Annotated in this window: 15 protein-coding genes; 4 read left to right on the forward strand and 11 right to left on the reverse strand. The window is 72.2% G+C overall.

Annotated elements, in window-relative coordinates; all coding sequences use genetic code 11:
- The first annotated feature begins 14 nt into the window (after positions 1-14).
- Complete coding sequence (msrB, locus tag E0F75_RS26020) at positions 15-419, forward strand: peptide-methionine (R)-S-oxide reductase MsrB (RefSeq protein ID WP_229313148.1); 405 nt, start codon at positions 15-17, stop codon at positions 417-419.
- Positions 420-441: 22 nt separating this feature from the next.
- Here msrB and E0F75_RS26025 read toward each other — a convergent pair whose 3' ends face one another.
- The 11 genes from E0F75_RS26025 to E0F75_RS26075 form a co-directional block, all read right to left on the reverse strand.
- Positions 442-906 carry a hypothetical protein gene (locus tag E0F75_RS26025; RefSeq protein ID WP_229313150.1) on the reverse strand — a complete coding sequence of 155 codons (465 nt, stop codon included), beginning with the start codon at positions 904-906 and terminating at the stop codon, positions 442-444.
- 527 nt (positions 907-1,433) lie between these two features.
- Positions 1,434-1,958: a hypothetical protein gene (locus tag E0F75_RS26030; protein ID WP_229313152.1), complete on the reverse strand. Its 525-nt coding sequence runs from the start codon at positions 1,956-1,958 to the stop codon at positions 1,434-1,436.
- Positions 1,959-1,960: 2 nt separating this feature from the next.
- Positions 1,961-2,671: a vWA domain-containing protein gene (locus tag E0F75_RS26035; RefSeq protein WP_229313154.1), complete on the reverse strand. Its 711-nt coding sequence runs from the start codon at positions 2,669-2,671 to the stop codon at positions 1,961-1,963.
- A gap of 16 nt (positions 2,672-2,687) precedes the next feature.
- Positions 2,688-3,872 (reverse strand): lipopolysaccharide kinase InaA family protein, encoded by a 1,185-nt coding sequence (locus tag E0F75_RS26040; RefSeq protein WP_229313156.1) that lies wholly within the window; start codon positions 3,870-3,872, stop codon positions 2,688-2,690.
- The gene (locus E0F75_RS26045) at positions 3,869-4,978 is read right to left on the reverse strand and encodes a serine/threonine protein phosphatase (RefSeq protein ID WP_229313158.1); all 1,110 of its coding nucleotides are present in this window, start codon (positions 4,976-4,978) and stop codon (positions 3,869-3,871) included. The genes E0F75_RS26040 and E0F75_RS26045 overlap by 4 nt, the downstream gene beginning before the upstream one ends.
- A gap of 299 nt (positions 4,979-5,277) precedes the next feature.
- A complete protein-coding gene (locus tag E0F75_RS26050) occupies positions 5,278-6,885 on the reverse strand; it encodes a hypothetical protein (RefSeq protein WP_229313159.1) in 1,608 nt (535 codons plus the stop codon).
- Positions 6,886-6,996: 111 nt separating this feature from the next.
- A complete protein-coding gene (locus E0F75_RS26055) occupies positions 6,997-9,261 on the reverse strand; it encodes a hypothetical protein (protein WP_229313161.1) in 2,265 nt (754 codons plus the stop codon).
- 153 nt (positions 9,262-9,414) lie between these two features.
- Entirely contained in the window at positions 9,415-9,813 is a 399-nt protein-coding gene (locus E0F75_RS26060; protein WP_229313163.1) for a hypothetical protein, read from the reverse strand.
- A 157-nt stretch (positions 9,814-9,970) separates the two neighbouring features.
- Positions 9,971-10,756: an SDR family NAD(P)-dependent oxidoreductase gene (locus E0F75_RS26065; RefSeq protein ID WP_229313165.1), complete on the reverse strand. Its 786-nt coding sequence runs from the start codon at positions 10,754-10,756 to the stop codon at positions 9,971-9,973.
- An 84-nt stretch (positions 10,757-10,840) separates the two neighbouring features.
- The gene (locus E0F75_RS26070; protein WP_229313167.1) at positions 10,841-11,020 is read right to left on the reverse strand and encodes a DUF397 domain-containing protein; all 180 of its coding nucleotides are present in this window, start codon (positions 11,018-11,020) and stop codon (positions 10,841-10,843) included.
- On the reverse strand, positions 11,017-11,850 hold the full coding sequence (locus E0F75_RS26075) for a helix-turn-helix transcriptional regulator (RefSeq protein WP_229313169.1): 834 nt from the start codon (positions 11,848-11,850) through the stop codon (positions 11,017-11,019). The genes E0F75_RS26070 and E0F75_RS26075 overlap by 4 nt, the downstream gene beginning before the upstream one ends.
- A gap of 149 nt (positions 11,851-11,999) precedes the next feature.
- Here E0F75_RS26075 and E0F75_RS26080 point away from each other — a divergent pair, with 149 nt between their 5' ends.
- From E0F75_RS26080 to E0F75_RS26090, 3 genes are read left to right on the forward strand one after another with little or no spacing between them, the layout of a single operon-like run.
- Positions 12,000-12,437, forward strand: a complete 438-nt coding sequence (locus tag E0F75_RS26080; RefSeq protein ID WP_229313171.1) for an ATP-binding protein — start codon at positions 12,000-12,002, stop codon at positions 12,435-12,437.
- Between the two features lie 42 nt (positions 12,438-12,479).
- Positions 12,480-12,944 carry a DUF3592 domain-containing protein gene (locus E0F75_RS26085; protein WP_229313173.1) on the forward strand — a complete coding sequence of 155 codons (465 nt, stop codon included), beginning with the start codon at positions 12,480-12,482 and terminating at the stop codon, positions 12,942-12,944.
- Between the two features lie 57 nt (positions 12,945-13,001).
- On the forward strand, positions 13,002-14,153 hold the full coding sequence (locus E0F75_RS26090; RefSeq protein WP_229313175.1) for a hypothetical protein: 1,152 nt from the start codon (positions 13,002-13,004) through the stop codon (positions 14,151-14,153).

The following is a 14,153-nucleotide window of genomic DNA, read 5'->3' on the forward strand; positions in this document are numbered from 1 at the left end:
GAGGGAGCGAGCTCATGGCGTACGACGTCGAGAAGCCGGACGAGCAGTGGCGTGCGGAGCTGACCCCGGCGGAGTACCAGGTGCTGCGCCAGGCGGGCACGGAGCCCGCGTTCCGGGGTGAGTACACGGACACCACCACCAAGGGCGTGTACTCCTGCCGGGCCTGTGGCGCGGAGCTGTTCACGTCGAACGAGAAGTTCGAGTCGCACTGCGGCTGGCCGTCCTTCTTCGACCCGAAGGACAGCTCCGCCGTCGAGCTGATCGACGACCGCTCCCACGGCATGGTCCGCACCGAGGTCCGCTGCTCCCGCTGCGGCTCGCACCTGGGCCACGTCTTCGAGGGCGAGGGCTACCCCACCCCGACGGACCAGCGGTACTGCATCAACTCGATCTCGCTGCGGCTGGAGTCCGGGGAGTAGGAGCGACCGGCGTACGAGGAGCTCAGCTCGGGGACGGCTCCCGGCTGAGCTCCTCGCGGCCGATGCGGGTGCCCGACTTGTAGACGCTGACGGTGTCCCCGCGGATGACATAGCGGTACGGGCTGTTGGTCGCCTCGTACCCGTCACTCGTCTTCTTGGCCTTCATGGCGATGCCCGGCTCGCGCTGGTCGCTGAACTCGCCGTAGTAGTAGAGCTTCCCTGCCTTCGTACGGCAGAGGGTGATCTGCTTGTTCTCCGTGCGGAAGGCCTCGACCAGCGCGGCTCCGTCGCCGCTCGGGAGCGCGTCGGCGATACGGGACGGGCACGCGGTGCCGGTCGGGCGCGGGCTGCTCGTCGCCGGTTTCGAGCTCGCGTCCTCGATGGCATCGCCGATGGTCGCGAACCAGCCGTTCCGGATTCCGAGCACCACGAGTATGGCGACCACGATGAAGAAGACCAGACAGCCGCGTGACTTCTTCTCCTTCACCGGCGGCCGGTACCGGGTCGACGGATCGTAGGAGGTCGGCCTCGTGTACGTCGGCGGGGTGGACACCGGCGGCGTCGTCCGCGTCGGTGGTGTGTAGCCGGTGCCGCTCGGCGGCGGGAACAGGAGCCCGGTCGGGCGCGAGCCCGTCCCGCCGGTGGAACCGGTCCCCCGCGGGGGCGAGGCGGTCCGCCGGGGCGTGGGCCGCGACGGAGTCTTCGGGGCGTCCTTCCTGGGCGGAGTCGCCCGCGGGGTGGTCCCGGTGGAGGTGACGCGCGACGTCGTGGTCTTCGGGGGCGTGGTCGTCGGAGGTGTGCTCTTCGCGGGCGTGGGTTTCGACGGCGTCGCCTTGGGAGGCGTCGCCTTCGGTACGGAGCGCCTCGGCGTCGGGCGTGGCGGGGTGGCGGGCCGCGGCATCGGAGCCCGCCGGGTCGACCCGCAGATGCTGCAGGCCGTGTCCTTGAGTCCGTTGTTGCTGTCGCAGTCCGCGCATTTCCACTCGGCCGAGCCCGCCACCCCTGTCGTCCCTCCTAATGGTCGCTGTTCGCCAGACGTGCCATCACGTCCACGAACAGCTCTTCCGACCTCTCCCCGGCGGGGCTGAGGATCCACTCGCGCCTGCCCTCGGGCACGCGCTCCAGCTCGACGGCGTCCGAGGCCGCCTCGGTCGCCGCATCCGGATCCGGGCCGGGGCCCGGGGCCGGGTCGGTGTGCACGGCGGCGGGAGGCGCGGCCGCGGCCACGGGAACGTCCGTGCCCACGCCCTCAGGCAGGTCCGGCACCGAGTGGTCGCGCCAGAGCACGGCCATGAAGTGCTCGACCTGCTCCACCTTGTGGGGCGGCACGTCCACGCGTACCTCGGCCGTCTTGGTCCCCGAGGCACCGCCCGGGAACCGGAGCCGGAACTCCAGCTCGTGGCCCGCCCTGGTGGCCGACGGATGACGGAGCGAGGCCGATGCGCAGTGCGACACCCTGACCTCGAAGATCCCCGCGCCGATCCAGAGGAACTCCAGCCCCTCGGACCCCAGGGACAGCCGGAAGCCGTCCCACTCCAACCTCACAGGCTGTTCGCGATCGTCTCGATGATCTCGTCCATCTCGAACTCCTCCAGGCCCTCGCCCGCCTTCGAGGCGAAGTGGAGGGTGAGGTCCCACTCCTCGGCGATCGGGTCCGACCACGGGGCCTCCTCCGGCGCGAAGAGCACGAGCCGCTTGGCGGACTGCTCCATGACCGAGGTCTGGCTGCGGGCGTAGCCCCACTGCTCGAAGAGCTCGTCCAGGCTGCGCGGGATGTGCCGCGGGTAGGTGGGCGCGTCGGCGCCGACTGTGCCGAGGGCGTGCGCGGGCGCGTCGGTGAACATCACGATCACATGGCGCCTGCGGTCGAGCCCGGTCTCCCAGGGGGAGTTGATCGCGAGGGCGAGCGCCTCCAGGCCGGACTCCGGGATGTCGCCGCCGCCACCCGCGTCGATCCCGCCGATGAACTGCTCGAACTCCTTGGCCTGGGCGGGCAGATGGAGGAAGTCCGTCTCCTCGATCGCGTCCGAGGGGTTGTCGCCGAAGTCGCGGAACGCGATGACCTTCAGCCGCAGCTGGCTGATGGACTTGCCCTTCTTGGCCATCACGTCGTCGAGGCGCTGGTGGAACTGGAGGGCGCTCGCCTTCACCGTGCCGAGGACGGGGTGCATGCTGCCGGTCGCGTCGATGCACAGGGCGATGTCGACGGCGTACTGCAGATTGCCCTGGTACTGCCCGATGGCGTCGTTCATGGGGACGTTCTCCTTGTCAGGGGGTGCGGCGGTCGCCGCCGCGACCGCCGAGGTTGATGCGGACGCGGGACTTGCCCGCTTCTGGAGCGGGCGCCGGCACCGGTGTCCCGGCGGCGGCCGGAGGCGGTTCGGCTGCGGCCGGCCGGGGCGCCGGGGGCGCGGGGGCCGTGGATGCCGCGGGAGCCTCCTTGCGGGGGCCGAAGGTGGAGCGGATGCGGCTCGTGCGCGACGGCCCGGCTGTGGTCGTGGCGGCCGGAGGCGTCGGGGCCTTCGTGGCACTCGGCGTGGCCGTGGTGCCCGGCCTGCGATGGCGGAGGGTGCACACCTCGGGGTCGGAGAGCGTCGCAAGGAAGGCGGCGATGTCCGGCCGGGCACGCGGGTCGGCGGACGTCATCCCGCGCAGCAGGGCGAGGAGTTCGTCCGAGAGGCGCGCGTCGAAGCGGAGCTCCGCGCCGCCGTTCACCGCGTCCGCGGGGGAGTCGAACCCCGGTTCGTACGAGGGGAGTTCGCCCACCACGTAGGTATGGGTCATCAGCCCGAGCGCGAAGATGTCGACCGCGCAGGTGAGGTCCTTGGGCCGGACCGTCCCGTCGAGTTTGATGTAGCGGAGCCACTCCGGGGCGCCGTAGACGGAGTCGCCGGCGATGGCGTCCGGCTGCGGGGGGTTCCCTGAGCCGTACGAGTCGTCGAAGTCGATCAGCTTCGCCGCGTGGAAGGCGGCGCCCTCCCGCTTCTGCACCAGCACGTTGAGCGGCTTGAGGTCACCGTGCACGGTGCCGCTGTCGTGCAGCTGCTTGAGGCTCGATCCGAGCGTCTTGAGCAGCACCATCTTCTGTCGGGGCTCCAGCGTCTGGGGCCGGTCCAGGCTGGTGGTGTCGATCCGCTCGGTGACCTTGTAGTACGTGCTGCCCACGTGGAAGAAGTCGGTGGCGAGCACGATGTTGCCACCGCCGAGGGTGTCCGGGCGCAGCCGCTTCATGACGTCTCGGTGCCGCTTCTCGAACTCCTGGGCGACCTCGCGGCGGATGCGTACGCTCTTGGAGTCGGCGGCGTCGTCGCGCGGGCGCTTGGGTTCGAGGAACTGCTTGATGAAGTACTGGCCCCCGTCCTTCTCCGCGAAGGCCCAGATGCACTTTCCACCGTTGGCGTTGGTGGGTTCGGTGACGATGCGGTAGCCCGCGATCGTGTCGCCCAGTTTCATCGGTACTCCTCGGACGCGGGCGGCAGATAGTTCTCGTACGCGGTGCGGTAGGTCTGCCAGGTGTGGTCCTGCCAGGTGCGGACACGGGCCTGCGTCTCCTGCGGGCTCTCCGGTTCTCCCGCCGCCTCGCCGCCGCTGCGGGGGGCCGCGTCGAGGACCGCCGGGCGGCCCCGTACGTACCGCTCCGTCAGGTCGGAGAAGCGCTGCTCGTACGCGGCGACCAGGGCCGCGAAGTCCTGGTGACCGAGGGCGAGCAGGGCGAGCGAGGCGTCGTCCCCGGTGTACCGCTGGACCCCGCGGCGGAGCAGATCGGCCCACTCGTACTCGTTGTTGGCCTGCCGCAGGGTGTCCAGGAGCAGGTACTCGAAGTCGGCGGGGGTGTGCACATAGCCGAAGTACCCGTCCGTGGCGGCGATCAGGACGCAGGGCATCTCGAACGACGCGATGTGCTGGGTGTCGATGGTGAACTTCCGGTCCGCGCAGACCACGTTGGTCATCGGCGGGTCGGTGCGCAGCAGTTCGAGGGCGTCGCTCTCGCGGGTGTGGTCCCGGGTGAGGACGTGCAGTCCGTTGGCCGGGGTGAGCACGTACGCCCGGGAGTCACCGGCCCACAGGGGGCGCAGTTCGACCGTGGACTGCTTGCCGCGGACGCGGTAGTGCACGCCGGCGAGGGTGGTCGGCAGGTGCCGGCGCATGGTGCCGCCGATCTTGCTGCGCCGCTGCGGCGCCATGGCGAGGAACCAGTCCAGGTACTGGTGCAGGCTGTCCGGACCGACCTCCTCGCCCTCCCGTGCCACCTCGCGGAACCAGCACTCCGTGGCCAGCCGGGCGACCCGGGACCCGACCCAGGCCCCGGTGTGGCGGAGTCCGTCCGGCCCCTCCCACACGGGGCCGGCGCCCGCGCCGCCCGAACCGTCGAACACCGCGATCATGCCCTCGTCGGTGGGCCAGTGGTGGACCACGAACGGCTCGGCGTCCTCGCCGTGACCGGGCACCTGTTCGGTCCACACCGAGAGCGCCTGAAGCCCGGGGACCTCTCCCGGCGCCGACCAGACCATCTGGGGCGGCAGCCGGCGCTCGGCCGGCTTCGGCTCGTCGCCGGGCACGGCGGCAGCGCCGGGCGCCCCCTTCGGGGCCGCCTTCGGCCCCGGCCCGATCGCCGGACCGATGCCCCGCGCGGGCGCCGGTGCCGAGATCGGCGGCGGGGCTACGGGGTGACGCCGCGGGTCCGTGGGAGCGGACGCTCCGCCGGGTCCGGGCGGCGGGGGCGGGCCGGGAGGCCCGGGCGGCAGGGGCGGTCCCGGCGGTCCGGGGGGCGGGGGCGGACCCGCGGGCGCCGGTGCGGGCGGCCGCCGGTCGGGGCGGTGCGAGGGCGCGGCCTGCCACGCCCTGTGGTCGTCTGCCATCAACGCTCCCTGTCGGGTCCGGGTCGAGGGGTGTCCCGCTTGGTGGTGCCCCGCACCCTGCTCACCCGGGGCGCCGGCCGGTCGGCGGACGGTTCGCCGGGCGCGGCGTCGCGGGCCGGGGACGGCTCGGACGGCGTTCCCGGCCGGTCCGCCCGGCCGGAGTTCCGGTCCGGGCCGGGGTCCCGGTCGGGGGCGCCGCCGGAATCCCGATCGCGCCCGGAGTCCCGGTCCCGGTCGGGGGCGCGGTCCCGGCCTGATTCCCGGACCCGGCCCGGGTCGCGGTCGCGGTCCCGGCCCGGGTCCCGGTCGCGACCGGGGTCTCGGTCCCGGCCCGGGTCCCGGCCCGGATCCCTGTCACGGTCCCGGCCCGCGCTCGGATCCGGCAGGGGTTCGTCCTCGGGCGGCCCGTAGCCCCCGGCACCGCGCGACGCCCCGCCGTCCCGTCCGTCGTACCGTCCGCCGTCCCGCCCGCGTCCGCCGTCGTGGTCCGCCGGGCGGCCGTCGCGGCCCGGGCGGCCGACCGATCCGTAGCCCTCGGTACGAGCCGCGCCGTACGTCCCCGAGACCCGGCTGCCACCGGACCGGGCGGGGCCCGCGTCGCCGGGCCGGGTGCCCCGCGCGTCCCCGTCTCCCGACGTCCCGCCCCGCACCACCTCGCCGCGCAGCGCACCGCGCGTCCCCCGGGGCTCGTCCTCGGTCCCGGATCCCGGGCCGAGGGCCGGCGGCGGGTCCGTGGCGCGGGCGAGCGAGCCGCGCAGCCGCCCGCGCCGGGCGGCGCCGTCGAAGAGCCCGTCGCCCTCGCGCAGGACCTCCTCCAGGACGGTCCGCTCCAGCTCGGCCTGCTCGAAGGGCTCCCGGTCCGCGTCGCCGCGCTCCAGGACCAGGCGCATGATCTCGCGCCGCACCTCGCGCTTCTCGGCCTCGTTCTTCTCGATCCAGGTGAGGGCGGCGCGAGGGCCCTCCTTCTCCATGATCTCGGCGATCAGGCCGTCGAGGCCCTCCTCGCGGATCATGTCCAGGTGCCGTTCGCGCCGCATCCCGGAGAGCCGGGTCTCCCGGACGACGTCCCGGAAGTCGCGCCCGCTGGTGGCGATCTCGTCCTCGTCGACGAGGAGTTCGACGTGCACGTTCCGCAGGCGCACCGCGTCGTCACCGGTGAACCCCGCCACCGTCGCGTTCAACGCCCCCTCCGCCTGGTGGAACTGGGCGATGTCGTACTCCCGCGAGACCTCGCGCAGCGTCTTCCGTAGATAGTCGAAGAGCGTCTCGCTCATGTCCCGGATGCCGCGGGCCACGACCTGGGCCGGGTCCGCGACCCGGCACACGAGGTCCACCCGGCTGCGGAAGGAGAACGTGTGGTCACGGCTGAGGAGCGGGATGTCGAGGACGAGCCGGTGCTCCGTCAGGTCGACGGTGAACATCCCGCTGTACGCGCCGAAGCGGGAGGAGGGGATCTCCTCCCCGGTGCGTATCGTCAGGGACGGACCGCTCGCCCGGACCAGGACCAGCGCGCGGCCGGGCTGCGGCGGCCGTACCGGACTCGTCAGCCGCCACTTGGGCAGTTCCTCGTAGGACAGCACCGGGTCGTAGGTCTGCTGTTCTCCCACGGGTACCTCCTTCCACTTCCTCGGGACGTCCGTCCGTCTCGGACGGGGCGGTTCGAACGGTCGGGTCGCACGGTCGCGCCGCACGGTCGGGTCGTACTCGGGACGTCCGGTTCAGGTCGTACGGGCCAGCGCGGCACGGATCAGTGCGGCGTTCCGGGACGGCCGCTCGCGGTCCTTCGCCCACTTGTCCAGCCACCACAACAGCCGCTCGCGGTGTGAGCCCGGTTTCCGGGAGACGTCCCACAGGAGGCGGTTCAGCGCTTCGAGGGTGGGCCGGCCGCCGCGTTCGGCGTGGACGTCGATCCAGTCGCGCAGCGCGAGCAGGGCCGTGTCCTGCAGCGGGCGGCGGGCCAGCGACCGCGCCCACAACTCCGCCATCCGCTCCTCGTGTTCGGGAAGAACGCTCAGCAGCAGGGGTACGCCGGACACGCCCTCCACCGGCCCGTCGACCATCGGCTCGTACGGCCGGCCCGTCGCGAAGAGGAAGGCGGACAGCGTCTTGACGACCATGGGGGAGAGGTCCTGCGGCTCGGACCAGTCCAGATAGGCGTCGAGCAGCTCCCCCGCCCGCCCCTGGTGCACCAGGTGGACCCCGCCCCAGGCCACGGACGGCAGGGTGCCCCAGTCGTCGTCGCGGTCGAGGGCGTCGTGCAGCACGGCCACCGCGCGCGCCGGCGCCTCCCGGCCGAGGAGCCCGCCCGCCGTGTTCGCGGCCGTCCCGGCGAGCCGCCGCTGACGGGCCGAACTGCCGCCGCGTGCCCAGCCGTGCAGCAGCTCCCACACGGCCTCGGCCGAGTCCTCCCGGCTTCCCGCCACGCCGAGCGCGGTCGCGGCGGCCTGGCGGAGCTGCCAGGAGTCCGCGGCGGCCCAGGTGGTGAGGAAGCGGTGCACCGCGTAGTGGTGGTCGGCCCAGGCGAGGATCCCGGCGGCGACGGCGGCCCGGGCGCGGACCTCCAGGTCGTGGTGGTCGAGGAGCCGGCGCAGCCAGCTGAGCAGGGCCTCGCGCCAGCCGTCGAGCCCGGTCCAGGCGTAGATCAGGACGACCTGCCCGAGCAGCGGGTTCCGGAAGCGCACCCGGGGCGGTCCCGAGGAGCCGGCGTCGAGGCGGATCCACTGCTGTTCGTCGCCGAGCCGGTCCCTGAACCGCACGTCCGGCGGCGCGGGTTCGGGGATCGCGAGCGCGGCCCGGAGCCGTACGGCCGCCTCGGCGACGGTCAGGTAGCCGCTGTCCTCCAGGACGGCGGCGGCCAGCGCGAACGCCACCGCCTCCGGGTTCCGGTGCCGGTCGAACCACGTCCGCACCTGGTCGCTCGGGTCGCGCAGCGCGGCCGCCGCGGCGACCACGTCCCGGCCCGCCGAGATGTCGGCGGCGAGGCGTGCGGCGTGCCGGGCGGCGGGCATCTCGCGCAGCGTGTCGGCGACCCCGCCGGACGCGAGCGTGGCGCGCAGCTCGGCACGGGCCTCCCGTGAACCGCCGTGCCCGAGCACCCGCCGTTCGAGGACGGCCAGCGGGTCCACGGGCGCGAGGGCGTGCACGGCCACCGACTCGGAGCCGTCCGCCCGGACGCTGACGGCCAGGTCCTGGCCGCCGGTCAGGACCAGATGGCAGCCGTGCGCGTGCAGCGCCGCCACGACGGCCGGAAGCCTGCGGGGGAGCGCCTCGAAGTCCCGCGCGCCGGCCCGTCCGTCCTCGACGGCGACCAGGTATCCGCTGTCCTTGACCGGTGGTTCCCACTCGGGGGCGAGGACGGCCGCCGGGTCGAGGAGCCGGTGGCAGACACCGCCGCCGTCGGCGCCGCCCAGCGCGAGGGCCTCGGCGAGCAGATTGACGGCGGTGGCCTCGCGGCCGCTGCCCGAGGGCCCGGCCAGGACCAGGAGCCGGCGCTCGCACAGCGAGGTCAACGCGGAGTCGTACCCCTCGGGCTGGACGAACAGCTCGGTGTGGTCGACCAGTTCCGCGGCGCCGAGCGGCAGCACGGACCCGCCGCCGCGATGGGCGGCGCGGGCGTGCCGCTCGCCTCCGGCGTTGAACCCGCCGCCGAAGCTGACCGTGTCGTTGAAGAGCGCCAGGGTGCCGATCCGGGTGCCGGACGCGTCGGCGTTGAGACGCTGCGCGATGAGGTCCGCGATGGCGCCCGCCCGCTGCGCCTCGGACCGTTCGGCGTCGTCGGCGGCCGAGCCCTCCTTGAGGGAGCGCAGGGCGTCGGACTCGCTGACGGGGCCGTCCTGCTCCGGCCCGCCCCCGCGTGGCTCGCCCTTCGCGGAGCCCTCGGACGCGCCCTTCGGGGCGTCGGGAGAGGAAGGCGGGGTGGGGGTGGGATCGGAGCGGTCAGTCTTACCGCCGGCCGACGGCTCGACGGTGGTTTCCTCGCTCATGGCACAGGTCTTCCGGGGTGGGTCGGCGAAGAGGCGGCACGAGCACGGCCGCCTCCACTGATCGGGGACGCGCCGCCCCCTCCGAGCGAGGACGTACTGCCCTCGCTGGTCGGGGACGTCCCGCCCTCTCTGATCGGGGACGTACGGACGTCGTCAGGAGACGTTCCAGTCGCCCTTGATCTCGACCTTCTCGTTGAAGATCTGGGCGTTCTTGATCAGCGCCGCGGTCACCTGCGGGCCGCCGCGCCCGGAGGCCGCGACGGCCTCGTCGACGAGCTGCCGGATGTCGGTCTCGAAGTCCCGGTCGCGCAGCATGTGCGCCTGGAGCATCCGCTCCAGGTCATGCTGGCCGGTTTCGTCGTCCGGCGCGTCGGTCACCCGCTCAAGGGCGGCCTCGGCGTCGCCGTCCCCGCGGAACCGTTCCCTGATCCGGGCGACCAGCCGGGCCCCACCGGTCCAGCCGCTCCGTCCGGCCTCCTGGCCCGTGGCCTCCAAAGCACCCTTGACCACGAGCGCGACGCCCGCAGCGGCGATGGCCGTCAGTGGATCCATGTGTTCCCCCGGTTGTTCCGCGCACTCACCCGCACACGAGTGAGGCCATTCAAGTGCTCACCGTGCGGGACGCCAGGGGTTCGGCGAACAATGACCGAAATCCGACGGCCTGTCGGGGCGGGTGATGGCCGGATCTCGTACGGGGACGGGCGCGACGTCAGTGGACGGAGAAGCCGCCGTCCACGAAGAGGGACTGGCCCGTGACGTACGCGGAGGAGGTGCTCGCCAGGAAGACGGCCGCGCCCGCGAAGTCCTCGGCGAGACCGTTGCGGCCGACCATCGTGCGGGCCGCCAGCGCGGCCACCTTCTCCGGGTCGGAGGAGAGCCGCACGTTGAGCGGGGTCATCACGAAGCCGGGGACCAGGGTGTTGGCCGTGACGCCGTACGGGGACCAGGCCTCGGCCTGCGAACGGGCAAGCGACTCCAGGGCGCCCTTGGACACCCCGTACGCGCCGCTCTGCACGAACGCGCGGTGCGCCTGCTGGGAGGTGATGTGGATGATCCGGCCGAAGCCGCGCTCGGCCATGCCGGGACCGAAGCGCCGGCCGAGGAGGAAGGGGGCCTCCAGGTTCACCGTCATGGTGGTGTCCCAGACCTCGTCGCTGAGTTCGCCGAGCGGGGGTCGGAGATTGATGCCGGCCGAGTTGACCAGGATGTCCGGCTCGCCGAACACGGCCGCCGCCTCCTCGGCCCCGGCCTTGATCCCCGCGCGCGTGCCCAGATCGGCGCTCACCCATGCCGCCCGGCAGCCGTCGGCCGTCAACTCGTCGACGGTCGTGACCAGATCCGCCTCCTTGCGCGCGATCACCACGACGCTCGCCCCGGCGCGGGCGAGGGCCCCGGCGATGGCACGTCCGATGCCGGAGCTGCCGCCGGTGACGAGGGCGGTGCGGCCTTCGAGGGAGAAGAGGTCGGAGAGGTACCCGCCGGGCGTCGTGCTCATCTGGTCTGTGCTCCTCGCGTCGTACGTGTACCGGCCCGTCCGCGTGCGGTGGAGGGCAGGTACACGCATCCTGTCAGACGCGGCTCAGACCAGTTCGGCGAGGAACTCCGTCCAGGTGGAGGGGGAGAGGGCGAGCTGGGGGCCGGTGGGGTTCTTGGAGTCGCGAACGTGGATGGTGGAGGGGCAGGTGGCGACTTCTACGCAGTTGCCGCCGTCACCGGTGCTGTAGCTGCTCTTGAACCAGGCAAGTTCAGTCGTGCTCATAGTGCTCCTCGGATCTCCCGCAACAGGCCCACGGTCGCCTCTACGGACAGAGCCTGTGTCCGCATCCTGGCATACCGCTGCTGGAGGATGCTGACCACTTTGGGGTCGGAGATGAGCTGGCCGGTGCCTTGCCCCTCGCTGTACGCGTACCAGGCGTTCTCCCCGGTCTCCAGGAGGCACAACGGACCGTCGAGCCCGGCGTGGTGCCCGCGCGATTGCGGCATGATCTGGATGTCGATGTTGCGCCGTTCGCTGAGTTCGATGATGTTGTCGATCTGCTCGCGCACGACCTCCGGGGTGGCCACCTGGCGGCGCAGCGCATGCTCCTCGATGACGAAGCTGAAGATCGTCTCCGGGTGGTCCGTGAGGATGTGCGTGCGGTCCATGCGGGCGACCAGGTTCGACTCGATCTTGTCATCGCTCATCGCCGGGAGCTGCTTCTCGAAGAGAGTACGGGCGTATGCGGTTGTCTGGAGCAGCCCTGGAGCGAGTCGAGGCTCGAAGGTGTACAGCGTCACCGCCAGAGGCTCCAACTCCGCCCACCCTTCGAACCACTTCGCAAGCCCCGCCTTGCGCGTCAGATGCTTGGCCGCCGCCCTGATGACGCCGAACGCCTCCAGTACCTCCTCCGCACGGTCCACGAATTCCTTCGACGGCAGACGCCGGCCCTGTTCGATCGAGGCGATCATGGGGACCGAGTACCCCACCAGCGGGGCGAACTGTTCCTGCGTCAGGCACGCTCGTTTACGGAAGACCTTGACCACTTCTCCGAAAGCCTTCAGGCTCTCCGACGTCTCCGGTTCGCTTCCCTTCGGAGCCTCGTCCGTCACCCCGCCACCTCCCGTAACCGTGTGCTCGCACTGAACGGATCCAGGCTCACTGATAGTTACCGGTACCGTCCAGAGCGTGAACCCGTACGCTGCGCAGCGTACGGGTTTCTGACCTGGCAACCCTCCCCGTGCGGCGCCACATTGGCCCCATGACCTCCCCCATGACCCGCGAAGCCGCCGTCACCGTATGTGTGTTCACCCAGCGTTTCAGCTCGACCCCGCGCGGCGCGCGCCTCGCCCGTCGTCTCTCGCTCCACCAACTCGACCGCTGGACCGTCCCCTACGGTTCCGAGGTCTCCGACACCGTCGGGCTCCTGGTCGCCGAACTCGCCGCCAACGCCGTCACCCACGGGCGGGTCCCCGGGCGGGACTTCGAGCTGGTGCTCACGTACATGCCTGGACTGCGGCTGCGGATCGACGTCTCCGACACCCGGGGCGAACGCCGCCCGGCCTCCGTCCTGCCGGGGCCTCTCGACGAGGGTGGCCGCGGTCTGCTCCTGGTCGAGGCGCTCGCGACCCGGTGGTCCGTGCTCGACCGCGTGCCGGTCGGCAAGACCGTACGGGCAGAGCTCGACCTCGGCTCCTGACGTACCTTGATCGGGAAGGAACAACCGGAGGGGGCGGACGACTTGGACACGGAGAACAAGGCGGGCGACGGAGTCCTGGGGCCACGGGTGGCGATTGTCTTCGCGCTGGTGCTCACACTGCTGCTGGCGGCTCTGTCGGGCCTCGTGATGTATCCGGCGGCCCAGCACCTGCGCTCCCTCCAGGACGGCCGACAGGCCGACGCGACGCTGGTGGCCGCCGGCTCGGGATGCTTCCTGGGGGGATGCAAGGTCAGGTTCGAGGCCGAGGGGCGGACCGTGGTGGCGAACCTCCCGGTGGGGAGCAGTCACGGGGAGAACCTGGCCGGTGAACGTCTGACCGTCCGGTACCGGGAGGGCGATCCACAGGTGGTCGCCTCCCAGGATGACGTCGGTGGCGGTGGGCCGGCCGTGGCCACCGTGCTGTTCGGCTCGGGCGCCGTGCTCTTCCTGGTGATGGCGGTCTGGGGGTCGGTCCACGCGCGGCGGCAGCGGCGCGCGTTCGCCTGACACCGTTCCCCGACTGCCGCCAGACTGACCGGTGAGCAGAGGGACGGGGGCTTCAGGGTGACGACGGAGACGGAGAAGGCGCGGGCCTTCCTGTGGGAGCTGCAGGCCCAGGCCGCCGAGGCGACCGGCATGCGGGACGTCGCGCAGGCGACGGACTGGCAGGAACGCATGGTCGAGATCGGGCGGAGGATGCCCGAGGTGTCGGAGGAGCAGCTGCGGCAGGCGGTCGAGTCGGGGATGTCACCCCTGGAACACTGGCCGCCGCGCGGGCCCGACGAGCCCCTCTGGGGCTATCGGCTGATCCACTCGCTGGCGGACCGCCTGGAGACGGCCTTCACCGGCTCCTTCACCCGTCCCGTGCTCGGCATGCTGATCACCGGCGAGATCAACGCCGTGACGCTGCTCGCCCCCGACTCGCAGACGCACATCGTGGCCTTCGAGAGCGAGCTCTTCATGTTCGCCAACCTGTTCGGCAAGGCCGTGGCCCTGGCGATGCCCCACGAGTTCAGAGAGGACGGCTCGGTCGCGTTCTCCCCGGGGATCGACGACGTGCGCCGTCACGTGCGGGACTCCCCGGAGGCCGCGCGCCGCTTCCGCGATGTCGTGCTCGCCTACGTCCTTCGGGGGCGGCCGAGCGGGGCGTCCCCGTACGTGCCGACGCAGGCCGTCAGAGTCATGGGCTCCACCCTTGTGGAGGGAATGGAGCTCTTCGTTCTCGGCCATGAGTACGGTCATGTCATGGCCGGACACCTGGCCGACCGGAAGACCTCGCGTCGCATGCTCGGGACGGGTGACGTCGACGTCACCGAGGTCGCCTGGGAATGGGAGCAGGAGGCCGTGGCGGACATCATCGGCTGGAAGCTGTGCGTCGGGGCCATGGGCGCGAAGTTCGGCCTTGAGCTGGCCCACGCGGGCGTCGAACTGTTCTTCTCCGCCTGCGAGGTCCTGGACCGAGCCGTTTCCCTGCTGCTGACGGGCGAGTACGCACCGGACCCCGGATCCTCCACCCATCCGCCGATCGACATCCGACGCGGGGTCGTGCGTGAGCAGGTCCGGGCGGAGCTCGGCGAGAACGCGGCGTCGCTCCTTGATATGGGCACGATGATCCAGGAGATCGTGGACGTCCTCTGGGAGGAGACCGCCCCCGTGATCCTCGACCTCCACCGGCAGGGCGCCGCTCCCGACGCCCGCTGGACGGCCAACCTCTAG

The sequence above is a fragment of the Streptomyces sp. CB02980 genome, assembly GCF_014451325.2.
Classification (GTDB): domain Bacteria; phylum Actinomycetota; class Actinomycetes; order Streptomycetales; family Streptomycetaceae; genus Streptomyces.